Source organism: Spirosoma profusum, assembly GCF_014699005.1.
GTDB lineage: Bacteria > Bacteroidota > Bacteroidia > Cytophagales > Spirosomataceae > Spirosoma > Spirosoma profusum.
Genome location: NZ_JACWZY010000025.1, coordinates 71,182 through 84,249, shown reverse-complemented (window position 1 = coordinate 84,249; position 13,068 = coordinate 71,182). Strand labels below are relative to the sequence as shown.

General features: G+C 48.8%; 11 protein-coding genes. 2 read left to right on the top strand and 9 right to left on the bottom strand.

The window, feature by feature from the left end; translation table 11 throughout:
• Positions 1 to 70: 70 nt before the first annotated feature.
• Positions 71 to 718 carry a uracil phosphoribosyltransferase gene (upp, locus tag IC229_RS24650; RefSeq protein WP_190889923.1) on the top strand — a complete coding sequence of 216 codons (648 nt, stop codon included), beginning with the start codon at positions 71 to 73 and terminating at the stop codon, positions 716 to 718.
• 57 nt (positions 719 to 775) lie between these two features.
• Here the strand turns inward: upp and IC229_RS24645 are convergent, their stop codons facing one another.
• From IC229_RS24645 to cysM, 4 genes are all read right to left on the bottom strand, one after another.
• The gene (locus IC229_RS24645) at positions 776 to 1,417 is read right to left on the bottom strand and encodes a LolA family protein (protein WP_190889922.1); all 642 of its coding nucleotides are present in this window, start codon (positions 1,415 to 1,417) and stop codon (positions 776 to 778) included.
• Positions 1,418 to 1,528: 111 nt separating this feature from the next.
• The gene (locus IC229_RS24640; protein WP_190889920.1) at positions 1,529 to 4,102 is read right to left on the bottom strand and encodes an FtsK/SpoIIIE family DNA translocase; all 2,574 of its coding nucleotides are present in this window, start codon (positions 4,100 to 4,102) and stop codon (positions 1,529 to 1,531) included.
• 156 nt (positions 4,103 to 4,258) lie between these two features.
• Positions 4,259 to 5,326, bottom strand: coding sequence for a quinone-dependent dihydroorotate dehydrogenase (locus IC229_RS24635; protein WP_190889912.1), 1,068 nt, complete (start codon positions 5,324 to 5,326; stop codon positions 4,259 to 4,261).
• A 72-nt stretch (positions 5,327 to 5,398) separates the two neighbouring features.
• Positions 5,399 to 6,271: a cysteine synthase CysM gene (gene cysM, locus IC229_RS24630; protein WP_190889910.1), complete on the bottom strand. Its 873-nt coding sequence runs from the start codon at positions 6,269 to 6,271 to the stop codon at positions 5,399 to 5,401.
• A 250-nt stretch (positions 6,272 to 6,521) separates the two neighbouring features.
• Between cysM and IC229_RS24625 the strand changes: the two genes are divergently transcribed.
• Entirely contained in the window at positions 6,522 to 6,971 is a 450-nt protein-coding gene (locus IC229_RS24625) for a LytR/AlgR family response regulator transcription factor (protein ID WP_190889909.1), read from the top strand.
• Positions 6,972 to 7,066: 95 nt separating this feature from the next.
• Here IC229_RS24625 and IC229_RS24620 read toward each other — a convergent pair whose 3' ends face one another.
• From IC229_RS24620 to IC229_RS24600, 5 genes are all read right to left on the bottom strand, one after another.
• Positions 7,067 to 8,770: an AMP-binding protein gene (locus tag IC229_RS24620; protein WP_190889907.1), complete on the bottom strand. Its 1,704-nt coding sequence runs from the start codon at positions 8,768 to 8,770 to the stop codon at positions 7,067 to 7,069.
• Positions 8,771 to 9,284: 514 nt separating this feature from the next.
• Complete coding sequence (locus IC229_RS24615; protein ID WP_190889905.1) at positions 9,285 to 10,784, bottom strand: IPT/TIG domain-containing protein; 1,500 nt, start codon at positions 10,782 to 10,784, stop codon at positions 9,285 to 9,287.
• A 111-nt stretch (positions 10,785 to 10,895) separates the two neighbouring features.
• Positions 10,896 to 11,498, bottom strand: a complete 603-nt coding sequence (locus IC229_RS24610; RefSeq protein WP_190889899.1) for a hypothetical protein — start codon at positions 11,496 to 11,498, stop codon at positions 10,896 to 10,898.
• Positions 11,499 to 11,569: 71 nt separating this feature from the next.
• Entirely contained in the window at positions 11,570 to 12,208 is a 639-nt protein-coding gene (locus tag IC229_RS24605; protein WP_190889898.1) for an ankyrin repeat domain-containing protein, read from the bottom strand.
• A gap of 12 nt (positions 12,209 to 12,220) precedes the next feature.
• Positions 12,221 to 13,063, bottom strand: coding sequence for a DKNYY domain-containing protein (locus IC229_RS24600; RefSeq protein WP_190889897.1), 843 nt, complete (start codon positions 13,061 to 13,063; stop codon positions 12,221 to 12,223).
• Positions 13,064 to 13,068 lie beyond the last annotated feature (5 nt).

Genomic DNA, 13,068 nt, shown 5'->3' with positions numbered 1-13,068 from the left:
TAAATTAAAGAATTGGTTTGGATATACGCCAACCTTGCGGCTAATTTAGGGCTAAAGTCTCCAACAACCTATGTTTGTTTTTGCGCAGCAGTCTTCTTTGGCCAACCAGTTTATCGCCGAACTCCGTGATGTTTCCATTCAACAGGACCGGTTACGATTTCGCCGGAATCTGGAACGGCTTGGCGAGCTGATGGCTTACGAAATCTCGAAAAAGCTATCGTATCAGACAACCTCTGTGCAAACGCCCCTTGGTACGGCGCAAACGCAGATACTACGTCAGCAGCCGGTTTTAGCGACCATTCTGCGGGCGGGTCTGCCGTTCCACCAGGGATTCGCCAATTATTTCGACCAGGCCGAAAATGCCTTCGCCGGAGCCTACCGGGGCTACCCAGCTAACGACACCGAAAGCTTCGAAATTGCGATGGACTATATTGTTAGCCCCGATTTAAGTGGAAAAGTACTGATTCTTTGCGATCCTATGCTGGCTACGGGCCGCTCCCTCGAAAAAGTTTATCACGCGCTGCTACGTTACGGAATTCCGGCGCAAACACACATTGCATCCATCATCGCCAGTCCTGAAGGCGTTCAGTACGTTCAGCAACGGTTGCCTCAGTGCCACCTATGGTTAGGGGCTATCGATGACCACCTGAACGAGCATTTCTACATCGTTCCCGGCCTCGGCGATTCGGGCGATTTAGCCTTTGGGGAGAAAGTGTAAAAAAAGTCGATAATCAGTAGCCGCCAGTTTATGACATTGGCGGCCACTGACTATCGACTATCGTAAGTCTACTACTTCGACGCCGGGGTATTTGGCTTTATCGAAAACGAAATAAGCGTCTGTTACGTTGGCGTTCGGCGTAAACTTGGTGATGGTATACGTAGTACGTTTCCCATCTTTATTAACAATCAGCCAGTTACGAACCGATTTATCGGCTTTGTCGACTGAAATCTGGATGGTAGCAATCGGGCTTTTAGGACGGTTAGGCGTCAACTCGATGACCTCAACTGTACGGCTGTCCTGCTTCTGTTCTCTCAGAAACTTGTAATCGAACCCCCGCTTATAAATCGTATAAATCTGGGTTGGATTTAGTTCGCTGGTGCTGCCTTTTTCGAAATCCTGCACATTTACCTCGTTCGACTCTTTGATGTAGGTATACATCGTCTTACCATCGGTAAACACTTCCTGCCCGCCCAGCAGCAACCGGAATTTCTCTTCCTTTACCGTCAAATCACCTTTATAAGACTCCTTCGTACCAGCCCCTGCACTGGCGTAGGTAAACGAAGCCTGATACGACTTCAGCGACTTATATTGCTTACTCATGGCGTCCAGAATGGTCTGGGCACGTTTATCTTTCTGGGCAAATGCAGGAAACGTTAAACAGAACGCCAAACTCAATATGCACGCTATTGTTCTCATTCTCATAGGAATTACTCGTCAATTCAGGTTAATAATAATTGGCTTTATCTCTATACAAAGACCAAAAATGATCGGAAAAGTTTAATGATGTTACGTAGCGGAATAAAGCTTCTACTCGCCTTTCAAACGTTTCAGCAATTCTTCCAGCATTTGTAAATCCTGCACCAGTACGTCGCGGGCCTTGCTGCCCTCAAACGGACCTACAATCTTGGCAGCCTCTAACTGGTCGACCAGGCGACCGGCGCGGTTATAGCCCAGTTTGAGTTTACGCTGAATCAGCGACGTACTACCCTGCTGGTGAATCACAATAAGGCGGGCGGCTTCGTCGAACATCGGGTCGCGGTTGCCGAGATCAACATCTTTATCGTCGCTTTGTCCGCCATCGTCACCTACAAATTCGGGCAGGGCGTAGGCTTCGTCATAGCCGCGCTGATTACCTACGTATTCGCAGATTTCCTCAATTTCATTTGTATCGACAAAGGGACATTGCAAGCGAATGATCTCGGAATTCGACGATAAAAGCATATCGCCCATACCGACCAGTTGTTCAGCTCCGCCTGTGTCGAGAATGGTTCGGGAATCAATTTTAGACGTTACTTTAAACGACAGCCGCGCCGGGAAGTTCGCCTTAATCAAGCCGGTGATTACGTTCACAGAAGGCCGCTGCGTAGCTACAACCAGGTGAATACCAATAGCACGGGCCAACTGAGCCAATCGGGCGATGGGTTGCTCTACTTCTTTTCCAGCGGTCATCATCAGGTCGGCCAACTCATCGACAATCAAGACGATGTAGGGTAAGAACCGGTGGCCTTTCTCAGGATTTAATCGGCGTTTTACAAACTTCGCATTGTATTCTTTCAGGTTTCGGCAACCAGCATCTTTCAGCAGGTCGTAACGCCGATCCATTTCTATACAGAGCGAATTTAGCGTATTGACCACCTTTTTGGTATCCGTAATAATCGGCTCCTCTGAATCAGGCAACTTCGCCAAAAAGTGACGTTCCAATTTGTTGAACAGGGTCAATTCCACCTTTTTTGGGTCGACCAGCACCAGTTTCAATTGCGACGGATGCTTTCTGTAAATCAACGACGTAAGTAGTACGTTCAACCCAACCGATTTTCCCTGACCAGTTGCCCCCGCCATGAGCAAGTGCGGCATTTTAGCCAGATCTGCTACGTATATTTCGTTCGAAATGGTTTTCCCCAGTACTATGGGAAGGTCGAATTTGCTGTTACTGAAGATATCGCTCGTAATCACCGACCGCATCGACACCATTTCGCGGTTTTTGTTGGGCACTTCAATCCCAATGGTTCCCATCCCAGGCATCGGGGCAATAATCCGAATGCCAAGGGCCGAAAGACTCAGGGCAATGTCATCTTCCAGACTCTTGATTTTGGAAATACGGACGCCTTTGGCCGGTACGATTTCGTACAACGTAACAGTCGGACCAATTGACGCCTGAATGGAGTCGATTTCGATGCCGAAGTTACGTAGCGTGTTTTCGATACGTTCCTTATTCGCCGTCAGTTCATCGTCAGAAACCTGCGCTTTTCGGCTATTCTGATAGTCGGTCAGCAGTTCATTCGTCGGGTATTGGTATTGGGATAATTCGCTAGTTGGGTCATAAAGACCGTGAAGCGCCACCAAGTCATCATCCTCGAACGGATCAGGCTCAAACGTAGGCGACGGCGTAGCACCCTGTTCTTCGTCAACAACCGGATCGTCGGCCACAGCATCCCGGTTTTTTATCGAGAACGTAACACCAGTCGTTTTAGCCACATTTTCCGCCATCGAAGCCGGTTGTTCTGCTACGTTCGCATCGGGTGTGCTCGTGCCATTCGTGTATGGAGTGTCCTGATATGTTGGTGTAGCACGAACGTTATTACGTGGTTCGTCCGCAGTAAATTCCTCTTCCTCGTCATCCTCATACTCGCTTTCGTCGTACGTCTGCAAAGGATTCGCCGATGAACGTACCGGACGAGGGCGAGATGGCAACGAAAGATTGGGCAATTGGATCGTCCGTATATCTACAAAATAAACGACGAAGACGAAAAGCAGAAAAGCAATGAAAGCCAGGTTCCCCCAGCCAATCAGCCCATACAGTGCTACGTTGGTTTCATAGCCCAGACCTCCGCACCATACGCTGGCCGTTTGCGCTGAGTTACTTACCAGCACAATGTACCCCAGCATGAGGCTCGTCCAGAAGGCCATGAACAGAAGTAACGTAGTAGTGCGACTCAGCGGTAACAATTCACGCCGAAAGGTGAGTTTATAGCCCGCCAGAAAAACAATGATCGGAAAGGCCAGCGCTCCAATGCCAAACCATCGAAACACAAATACGTGCGCAATATACGCCCCTACCACGCCGGCCCAGTTACGGGTTTCGTGGGCGGTTTCGGTCAATGGTTCGGAAAGAGCAGCGCCAACCACACTCTGGTCGGCGGTACCATTAAACAGGTACGAAACAAACGCAAACAGCAGTCCGATAGCCACGGCCATCGTTAAGACCCCGAGGGTCAATGTAGAACGCTGGTCGGTGAACCAACGGTCGAGAGCAGCACCCCAATTAAAAGAAGGCGCTTTCGTTCGGCTGGCCGATGGCTTTGGCCGTGGGGCACGGGGTTCGTTACGTTCAACAGGTCGACGGATTGTGTTCTGCCGAGGAGGGGTAGTCGGTTGTGCCATAAAATGGGTCAGGACAGTAGCGGCAGGTAAATTTCCAAAATTTCAACGAAAATCTACGAAGAAACTATGCACGGGACTAGCTTTTTGTTTACAAATGTAAAATGTATATCAGATTGGCTCCTGAAACTGAATAAGCCAGAACTTGAGTTTGACCATTTATGACTGATGCTTTAACAACCCCCGATTGATGCGCCGGGCTAAACCTGGCCCTTCATAAATAAAGCTGGTGTATACCTGAATCAGACTGGCCCCGGCTTCGAGCTTTTCTATTGCATCATCGGCTGAAGCAATGCCGCCAACGCCAATTATGGGAAAGCTTCCGCCCGACTGCTGATGAAGGTATCGAATTACTTCGGTTGCTCGTGCACGTAGCGGTTGACCGCTTACGCCACCCGCTCCCATTTGTTCAACTAGGGTTGCAGGTGTTTGTAATCCACTACGACTAATGGTCGTATTGGTAGCAATAACACCCGAAATACCTGTTTCAGCAACAATAGCAATGATGTCGTCCAGTTGGCCATTCGTTAAATCAGGGGCAATTTTCAGCAAAACAGGCTTGGGAGAACCATTCTTACGTACCGCTTGCTGGCGGTTTTCCTCCTGGATAGCCGACAACAAACGAGTTAGCGGTTCACGCTCCTGTAGGTCGCGCAGGCCGGGCGTATTGGGCGAACTGACGTTGACAACAAAATAATCAACCGCATCGAACAGGGCTCGGAAATTGAACAGGTAGTCCTGTATAGCTTCCTCGTTCGGCGTGTCTTTATTTTTGCCAATGTTACCCCCCACAATCACCTTCCGATTTCCTCGATTTTTAGCGAAATGACGTAGTCGTTCGGCAGCCGGACCAGCGCCTTTATTGTTGAAACCCATTCGGTTGATTATTCCCAGATCAGCTTTCAATCGAAATAATCGCGGGCGGGGGTTTCCGGCTTGCGGACGGGGCGTAACGGTTCCGATTTCCACAAAGCCAAAACCCAGGTCGCTCAGTTCGCTGACGAGTTCGGCGTTTTTATCGAAGCCAGCCGCCATACCTACCGGATTAGGGAACGTAATACCAAAAACGGTACGTTCCAGACGTTTGTCGTTTACTACGTAGTAACTTCGGAAGAGAGCCGAAACGCCGGGGATAGACAGAAATATTTTTAAAAATCTTGTGACGGTGTGGTGAATGGTTTCCGCATCGAAACGGAATAGTAATGGCAGGATGATTCGCTTATACATGCTGCAAAGATACGTCGCAGCCAACCGGGAGTTAAGGCTGGTAGAAATATTTCTCGTCTTGCGGATCGACTATCAACCAAACAGATCAGATGAGAGATAGCGGTCGCCCCGGTCGCAGATGATGCAGACGATAGTACCGGACTCCAGTTCTTTGGCCAGTTCGACGGCGGCATGAACGGCACCTCCGCTGCTCATACCGGCGAAAACGCCTTCTACACTAGCCAGTTTACGCGTCATGGCCGTAGCATCTTCGGTCGAGATTTCCATAACTCGGTCAACGCGTTGCGGCTCAAATATCTTCGGAAGATACTCCACTGGCCATTTCCGAATTCCCGGAATGGATGACCCCTCGGTGGGTTGGCATCCTACAATCTGCACGTCCGGGTTTTGTTCTTTCAGAAAGCGCGAAGTGCCCATAATAGTACCCGTAGTACCCATCGATGAAACAAAGTGGGTAATCTTTCCGGACGTATCGCGCCAGATTTCGGGGGCCGTAGTTTGGTAATGAGCCAGATAGTTATCGGGATTAGCAAACTGATTGAGCATCAGATACCCTCCTTTTTTCACCTGATCTTCGGCATAGTCGCGGGCGCTTTCCATGGTTTCAGTCAGAATCACCTTAGCGCCGAATGCTTCCATGGTCAACACGCGTTCATGGGTGGAATGGCCGGGCATGATCAGCTCAATGTCGATATCATAGAGCCGGGCAATCATAGCGAGGGCAATGCCTGTATTCCCACTTGTAGCCTCAATAAGTTTCATACCAGGCTTTAGTTCACCACGAGCAATGGCCCCCTGAATCATACTAACCGCAGCGCGGTCTTTTACGCTGCCGCCAGGATTATTACCTTCAAGTTTACCATAAAGTGTTACGTTGGGATTTGGATTCAGGCGGTTCAATTCAACCAGGGGCGTATTACCGACCAAATCAAGAAGGGTTGCCATGCTAATTCGTATCGACTTGTCTTATCTTTCTCAAAGTTGAAAGCGACTTAATTAGTTCATTACGTCCTTGCTGGAAGGTTTTTTTAACCTATGTGCTACGTTACCATTTCGGTATCAATTTTTTTTATCAGTCAGCCAATTGATTGATAATGAATTTTGTGTAAACTTGCTATCTGAATACATAAACAAACTCTCTACCTCAGTGGAAGTTGTTTTGTATTTTACTATTCGCACCAAAAATTTCCACATCATGAAAAAAAAGCTAGTAGCGAAACCGCTAAGCTATTTCCTCGTTGAGCAACTGGCCGACCAGTTTGCCATGCCTGATTTAACACTTCCTTTCTGGGGTTGCCGCAAGAAAATGCCCATGCATCAGATTGTGCGGCTGGAGGGCGAGGGCAATTACACGTTATTTCACTTTGTTGATGGTAGTCAGTTGATGGTTTCGCTGACGCTCAAGAAGATGGAAAGCCGTCTGTCGCCAAAATTCTTTGCGCGGCCTCACAAAAAGAATATCATCAATCTGCTTTATCTGGAAGCTATTCACCCTGAGCATCAGCAACTAAGTGTGAGCCTGGTTAATGGCCACCGCGTAGAAGTTTCGCGACGGAAAGCCAGCCGGTTTATAAAGCAGGTGAAAGGATTTCAGCAGGAATTGCAGCTCTTCGACGTAGCACCAACGGCTGCGATGGCGGGATAATTTTACAACGTAACGCGGGTGGAAATCCGCAGCCTTGATGGATATATTCTACACCACGGCTGCGGGTTTCCACCCGCGCTACGTTGCTAAAACCACTACTTTTTCAGCTTCTCCATTTCCTCATCCCGCAACGGCCGACGTAGTATTTTGCCGACGTTCGACTTAGGTAGTTCGTTGCGGAATTCAATCGCGCGGGGCACCTTGTAAGGAGTCAGATTCTCGCGGCAGTAAGCTTTTATGTCGTCGGCGGTAATATTTGGATCTTTCTTGACCACAAAAATCTTTACGACCTCCGTCGATTTCTCGTCAGGAACGCCAATGCAAGCGACTTCCAGCACGCCGGGGCACTGCGCCACTACGTCCTCAATTTCGTTCGGATACACGTTGAAGCCCGATACCAGAATCATGTCTTTCTTGCGATCAACGATTTTAAAGAAACCATCTTCGTTCATCACGCCGACGTCGCCCGTTTTAAACCACTCGCCCATCATGGATTTGGCAGTTTCTTCCGGCCGATTTAAATAGCCTTTAAATACCTGTGGTCCCCGCGCTACAATCTCGCCGGGTTCGCCGATGGCAGCATCGGTTCCATCTTCGTTAATAATTTTCATCTCCGTACTGGGCCAGGGAATTCCAATAGTACCCACCCGTACACTTCCATCAACCGGATTAGAGCAAAGTACTGGCGATGTTTCAGTCAGGCCGTAGCCTTCGCAGGGTGTATTACCGGTCAGTTTAGCCCATCGTTCGGCCACAGCGGTCTGTAAAGCCATGCCCCCTGCTGACGTAACTTTCAGATGGCTGAAATCTACCTCGCCAATACGCGGGTGATTGAGTAGTCCGTTGTACAACGTATTGACGCCCGTAAACGCGGTGATTTTATACTTTTTCAGGTCGTCGATAAAGGCATTCAAATCGCGCGGGTTGGTGATGAGCAGGTTCATCGAGCCGCTTTTCAAAGCAGCTAACGCATTGGTGGTGAGGGCATATACGTGATAAAGCGGCAACGCGGCAACAATAATGCCTTCACCTTCGGGCACGTGCGAGGGCATCATCCAGTAATGCTGGCACTCTACGTTGGAAATAATGTTTCGGTGCGTCAGCATCGCTCCTTTCGATACGCCGGTTGTGCCGCCAGTGTACTGAACAAAAGCCAGGTCGGTATTGGCGATGTTTACCGGTTTAAAAGGCTGAGAACTACCACGACTCAGGGCTTCACTGAATGAAATTGCCTCGGGTAGGTTGTAAGCAGGCACCAGTTTCTTTACGTACTTCACAACGGCATTCACGATCAGCTTCTTCGGGAAACCCAGCATATCGCCCAGTTGCGTGACTACTACGTGTTTAATGTCGGTCCGGTCGAGAATTTTCTCCAGATTGCTTGCGAAATTGCTCAGAATAACGATGGCTTTCGCGCCCGAATCCTTGTACTGATGCTGCATTTCGCGGGGCGTATAGAGCGGATTGGTATTGACAACCGTTAATCCCGCCCGCAGTGCGCCAAACATGGCAATCGGATATTGCAACGTATTAGGCATCTGAATCGCCAACCGGTCGCCTTTCTGAAGCTTCAAATCATTCTGCAGAAACGACGCAAACTGAGCCGACAATTTTTCCAGTTCACCAAACGTGATCTGCTTACCCATACAGGCATAAGCCGGTTTATTGACGAACCGTTGGCAGCCCTCTTCTAACAAAGCCGCTAGTGATGGATAAGCTTCTGGATTGATTTCGGTGGGTACTTCTTTCGGATAGAACCGAAACCAGGGGTGAGCACTTACAGTCGACTGGGTTTTCATGAACGATACAACGGTTTAGGGTACCTCACTTAGTCAGGGTAATTTACGCGTTTCTTAGTCAAAACGAAAGGCAAAGACTACTGAATAGAAACGTTATTTCTGTAATGATTTGCATTTTCGGACGTAACAAATCCTTGATGCGTGAACAAAACTATGGAAATTGTTCTATAGAAATCTGGGCTGAAGTCAAACCTTTTCAAACGGCAAAAAAAGATGCCGGAACCTAAGGCTCCGGCATCTCGCGTCCGACCATTTGTATATCTATTCAACCGTTCATCATACAATCGGCCTTAGGATGCAACTACTGTCTGCTTGTTGATGTCATTAGGCGGACGCCTAACAGCGTTTAAGTTAAGAAAGAAACCAGAAACGCCGGTCCGGTTGAGGCCGGCGTTTTTATTAATGCCGATTCCATTCGCAAGTTAGTTAATCTTTTGTTAATTGAAATAAATAAGGTTGATGGAGGGGTTTTACAATACTTTCTCCAAAGAAAGTTTATGTAGTCACTGAAGCTTTATTTATCAAACGTGATCTTATAAACCGCAAAGCGAAGTGTCTGGCTTTGGACGTCATTGTTGGCCACTACGTATAACGCTCCATCAGCGCCCGTCGCGATGTCGAATTGGTCGAATCGGAAGGCCGTACGGTGTCCTTTTCCCGGCTTAATGGTGGTCCCGAAAAATTTTTTGTTCCCTACCACTGTCGTTACGTTGCCCGACGCATCAACTTTGCGAATACAACCTGAACCATAGTCTGTTACGTACACATTGTCGGCCTCATCGACCGCTATCGCATTCCCGCGTGCATAACCGCCGTCCTGAAACCGGGCCGCAGCGCCTGCGCCGTCAACGTAGCCTTTCTGGCCCGCAGCCCCCGCTACCAGCGTAAGTGTATTGTTGGTCTGTAGTTTCCAGAGCGCCTGATTGCAGAAGACAAACACACTTTTTGTATTGGTAGCCAGGTGCGCGTTGGCTTGGTCGGGGGTGCCCTTAAGCTGCGTGTTGACCACCGTGGTCGAGAAACTTGACGACGAATTACCCCCAGCCGTACCATTGACGATGCCAATAATTTCGTTGTTAAAATTGGCAGAGAGATAGGTATATTTTCCGGTAGCTCCACCGGGTTTCAGGGAGAAAGGCCGGGCATTGGCGTCGGCCGAGGTTGATTTGGATAGTTTATCGAAGCGATAGGTATAAAAGTATCCCGCATCCGTATCCCCAAAATAAACCTGATCGCCAGTAGCCGCAATACCTACTGGCTCACCCGTAATTGTCTGGAAAGGAGCTACGCCCAACGTAGTGAGGTCCATTTTATAGACGGTTTTCTGGCCCGGACCGGTCAGGTAGATACTGTTGCTGGTGTAGGCCATCCGAACACCGTCGGCTCCATTTGTTGCGAAGGCCGGGATACCCACTAATTTCGTTATCGTAGATTTGCTCGACAGGGGCACAATCACGGTGAAATCCTGGGTGCTGGTGAACGATTTACCAGCGTCTTCCAGCACGATTTTACCCGTTGTGGCTCCGTCCGGTATCACTACGTCCAATTGCGTATTACTTAACCGCGTAACACCCTTGGACGCTACGCCGTTAAATTTCGCCGACGTATTATTGGAGAAATTAAGCCCGTTGATACGTACCGTTTCGCCTTCTTCGGCTTGCTGGGGTGTAAAACTGGTAATGACTGGCCCGTCGATGAACGTAAAGTCAGCCGAGGAAGTCGTGGTTCGCCCGTCGACTTCAACCGTGATTTTACCGGATTGTGCCGAAGCCGGTACCGTAACTGTCAGTTGACTAGCCGAGGCACCCGTCACAGTAGCTACACCCGTTCCGAATTTCACTACGTTCCTGGCAAGATCTGTCGAGAATCCTTCGCCCGTAATCGTAACCACCGTACCGACAACTCCCTGGGCAGGATCAAAATTTTGAATGGAAAACGGCGTGGGTTCTGGTTCAGATTTCTTACAGCCGTTCAGCAACAGCACGATCGTCAAAAATGATAGTAGCTTTTTCATGTCCTTCAAAGTAAAGAGTGCGTTAAGACTCTGTAGATGAAGCTACATGGACCAGCTTTTCAGCAGACAAACCTTTGAGCGAACGGCAATTAGTTTTTAGGAAGCGGTAATTCAGAGCTCAACACGGGTTAAATGAACAGGTACGCGCTTAGAGTAGCGCGGGTCGGCGCTATCGGAATAGGCAGAGTTGTCGGGGCGACGGTACACGAACAGCAACGTAACGTTTAATTCATCACCCTGCCAACGGCTCTGCTCAGCGTGGTGGAGGTAAAAATTATTGACTTTAAGGATTTGCTTTTCATCGAACTCGAAGGTCATGTCGATCTGGTGATAATCATCGCGGTGCACATGCCCCCAGATTTCATACTCTTCCCGTCCTAATGGACTAACGACAACGGTAGCTCCCTTAAATGAGTTAATGGAACGAGAACGGGGGCGGCCACTGCGCCGACGGCGGGTTCTGAAAGCGTTTTCCCAGCGTTTATCATCTGTTTCCGGCACAAACATTTCCATTTCGAGGCTTTTGGCTACTCCGTCAGGGTCTTTATACGACCCTCGCCATTTGCCAATCAAAAGCGGCTCCGTTTGGCTATAGGCCCACGGGCGCCGGAAGCGGTCAATGAATTTGCCGCCGAAGAAACTAATAGTTCCCAGCACGAGTATCGCTACCACAAGAACGACCAGGGAAAAGAGACAACCTCGGGGCTTCTTCATGACTGATTCAAGGTTTTAGGATCAACGTTCAGACGCAATTGATGTCTGAAAAATAGCCAAAAAACGGCTGGTTACAAACTTTGTAAGTAACTAGTAATCAGAGCCGCATTTTCAATTTCGATCCGCCCCAGAAGCCCTTCCTGACTACGCTCTAAAAGAATATCAACTGTGTTATTCGGCAGGCTCAGGTCGGCCCCGGCTTCTACCAGCAACTCCACGAGGTCAAGTCTGCCTCCGAACGGTCCAACAACGTAATACAAGGCTGTTCTACCAAGTTCGTCGGTTGTATTTACGTCGAAACCCTGCTCCAGTATAAATAGTATTGGGGCTATCTCCCAGCGTTCCGCAGCTTTAAACCAAATGGGTTTCCAATTGCCGTTAGCTTCCAGCCATTCGGGCGGCAGAATTTTCCAGAGATACTTGTTAGCATCCGATTCCCACCGCAATTCAGGCTGAACCGAAGGCGTTACCTCCACCTGATTGATACTCAGGTCATAGCGATACGTTAATTGCTTCGCTTTGTTATACCAACTGAAAACAGGATTTTGCACGGGCCGTTCGTAATACGCCAGAAAATGGGCCAATAATGGCGTATCTGGGTTATTCATGAATAAGCCATGCCATTCGAAGCTTTTCCAAATAATACCCAGTAATCGCGGGGTAATAATTAAATCGTTACGTTCTGTGGACGTATTCGCCAATTCGCGCATACTAAACGCCAATTAATTAGCCGAACGATTCCTTGACTGATACGTAGCATTTTTGTCTTTGCCCGTCAGATAGCCGGTTTCTTCGAACGTATCAGGGTCAGCATCAGGAAGTTGGTCGTTACCTAGATAGACGTGATTTTTATCGAGTGCGTAGTAGCTTCCCGCACTTTTCAAGGACGTAATATCTACGTCAGTCATCCGGTTCCAGTAGGTGTCTTTGCCCAGTTCCAGCCCCCAAACGCTACGTCCGTCCGTAAATGTCAGCTCTGCTATTTTTCGAAACGACTGTCCGTTGGCGCCTTCGATCGGACGATCATGGAAGTATATGTAGCGTCGGTCATGCGTAAGGTAATTGCCGTTGAACATGGGAACGACTTTAAACGTAGCAGGGTCGGCGCCCTTTACAATTTCTGTGCTCCGGTAAACGTAGCGGCTATCGCGGGCATAGGCGATTCCTTCTGCCGTTACGTTACTGGAGGTTTCGGCGGGGTTTGGTACAATATCAAAATGGTGGCCATCGGTACTGATACGTTTCTCCTGAAAATACCCGTTTGCCCGATCTTTGGAATAGTCGCCAGCCAGATACTCGAACGTAGCAGGGTCAGCCTTTGCAATGGGCTGCCCCCGATAAAACACCTGCTTTTCGTCTTTGCTGTATACCTTATTGATGGCCTTGAACGTAGCGACATTGGCTTCTTTGACAACCGAACGATTAGCCGGAAAACCCGTATACAACACGACCTCACCATCCTCGATGCGATAACCACTACGTGCACTTTCGCTACAGCCAAACAAGAGTGCGGCAATAGCTGCCAAGGGTGAATACGCCACGAGTTTCCGGAATAAAATTTTCATACGAT

Coding starts and splice junctions, on each gene's coding strand:
- upp (WP_190889923.1), top strand. CDS start 71: ATGTTTGTTTTTGCGCAGCAGTCTTCTTTGGCCAACCAGTTTATCGCC.
- IC229_RS24645 (WP_190889922.1), bottom strand. CDS start 1,417: ATGAGAACAATAGCGTGCATATTGAGTTTGGCGTTCTGTTTAACGTTT.
- IC229_RS24640 (WP_190889920.1), bottom strand. CDS start 4,102: ATGGCACAACCGACTACCCCTCCTCGGCAGAACACAATCCGTCGACCT.
- IC229_RS24635 (WP_190889912.1), bottom strand. CDS start 5,326: ATGTATAAGCGAATCATCCTGCCATTACTATTCCGTTTCGATGCGGAA.
- cysM (WP_190889910.1), bottom strand. CDS start 6,271: ATGGCAACCCTTCTTGATTTGGTCGGTAATACGCCCCTGGTTGAATTG.
- IC229_RS24625 (WP_190889909.1), top strand. CDS start 6,522: ATGAAAAAAAAGCTAGTAGCGAAACCGCTAAGCTATTTCCTCGTTGAG.
- IC229_RS24620 (WP_190889907.1), bottom strand. CDS start 8,770: ATGAAAACCCAGTCGACTGTAAGTGCTCACCCCTGGTTTCGGTTCTAT.
- IC229_RS24615 (WP_190889905.1), bottom strand. CDS start 10,784: ATGAAAAAGCTACTATCATTTTTGACGATCGTGCTGTTGCTGAACGGC.
- IC229_RS24610 (WP_190889899.1), bottom strand. CDS start 11,498: ATGAAGAAGCCCCGAGGTTGTCTCTTTTCCCTGGTCGTTCTTGTGGTA.
- IC229_RS24605 (WP_190889898.1), bottom strand. CDS start 12,208: ATGCGCGAATTGGCGAATACGTCCACAGAACGTAACGATTTAATTATT.
- IC229_RS24600 (WP_190889897.1), bottom strand. CDS start 13,063: ATGAAAATTTTATTCCGGAAACTCGTGGCGTATTCACCCTTGGCAGCT.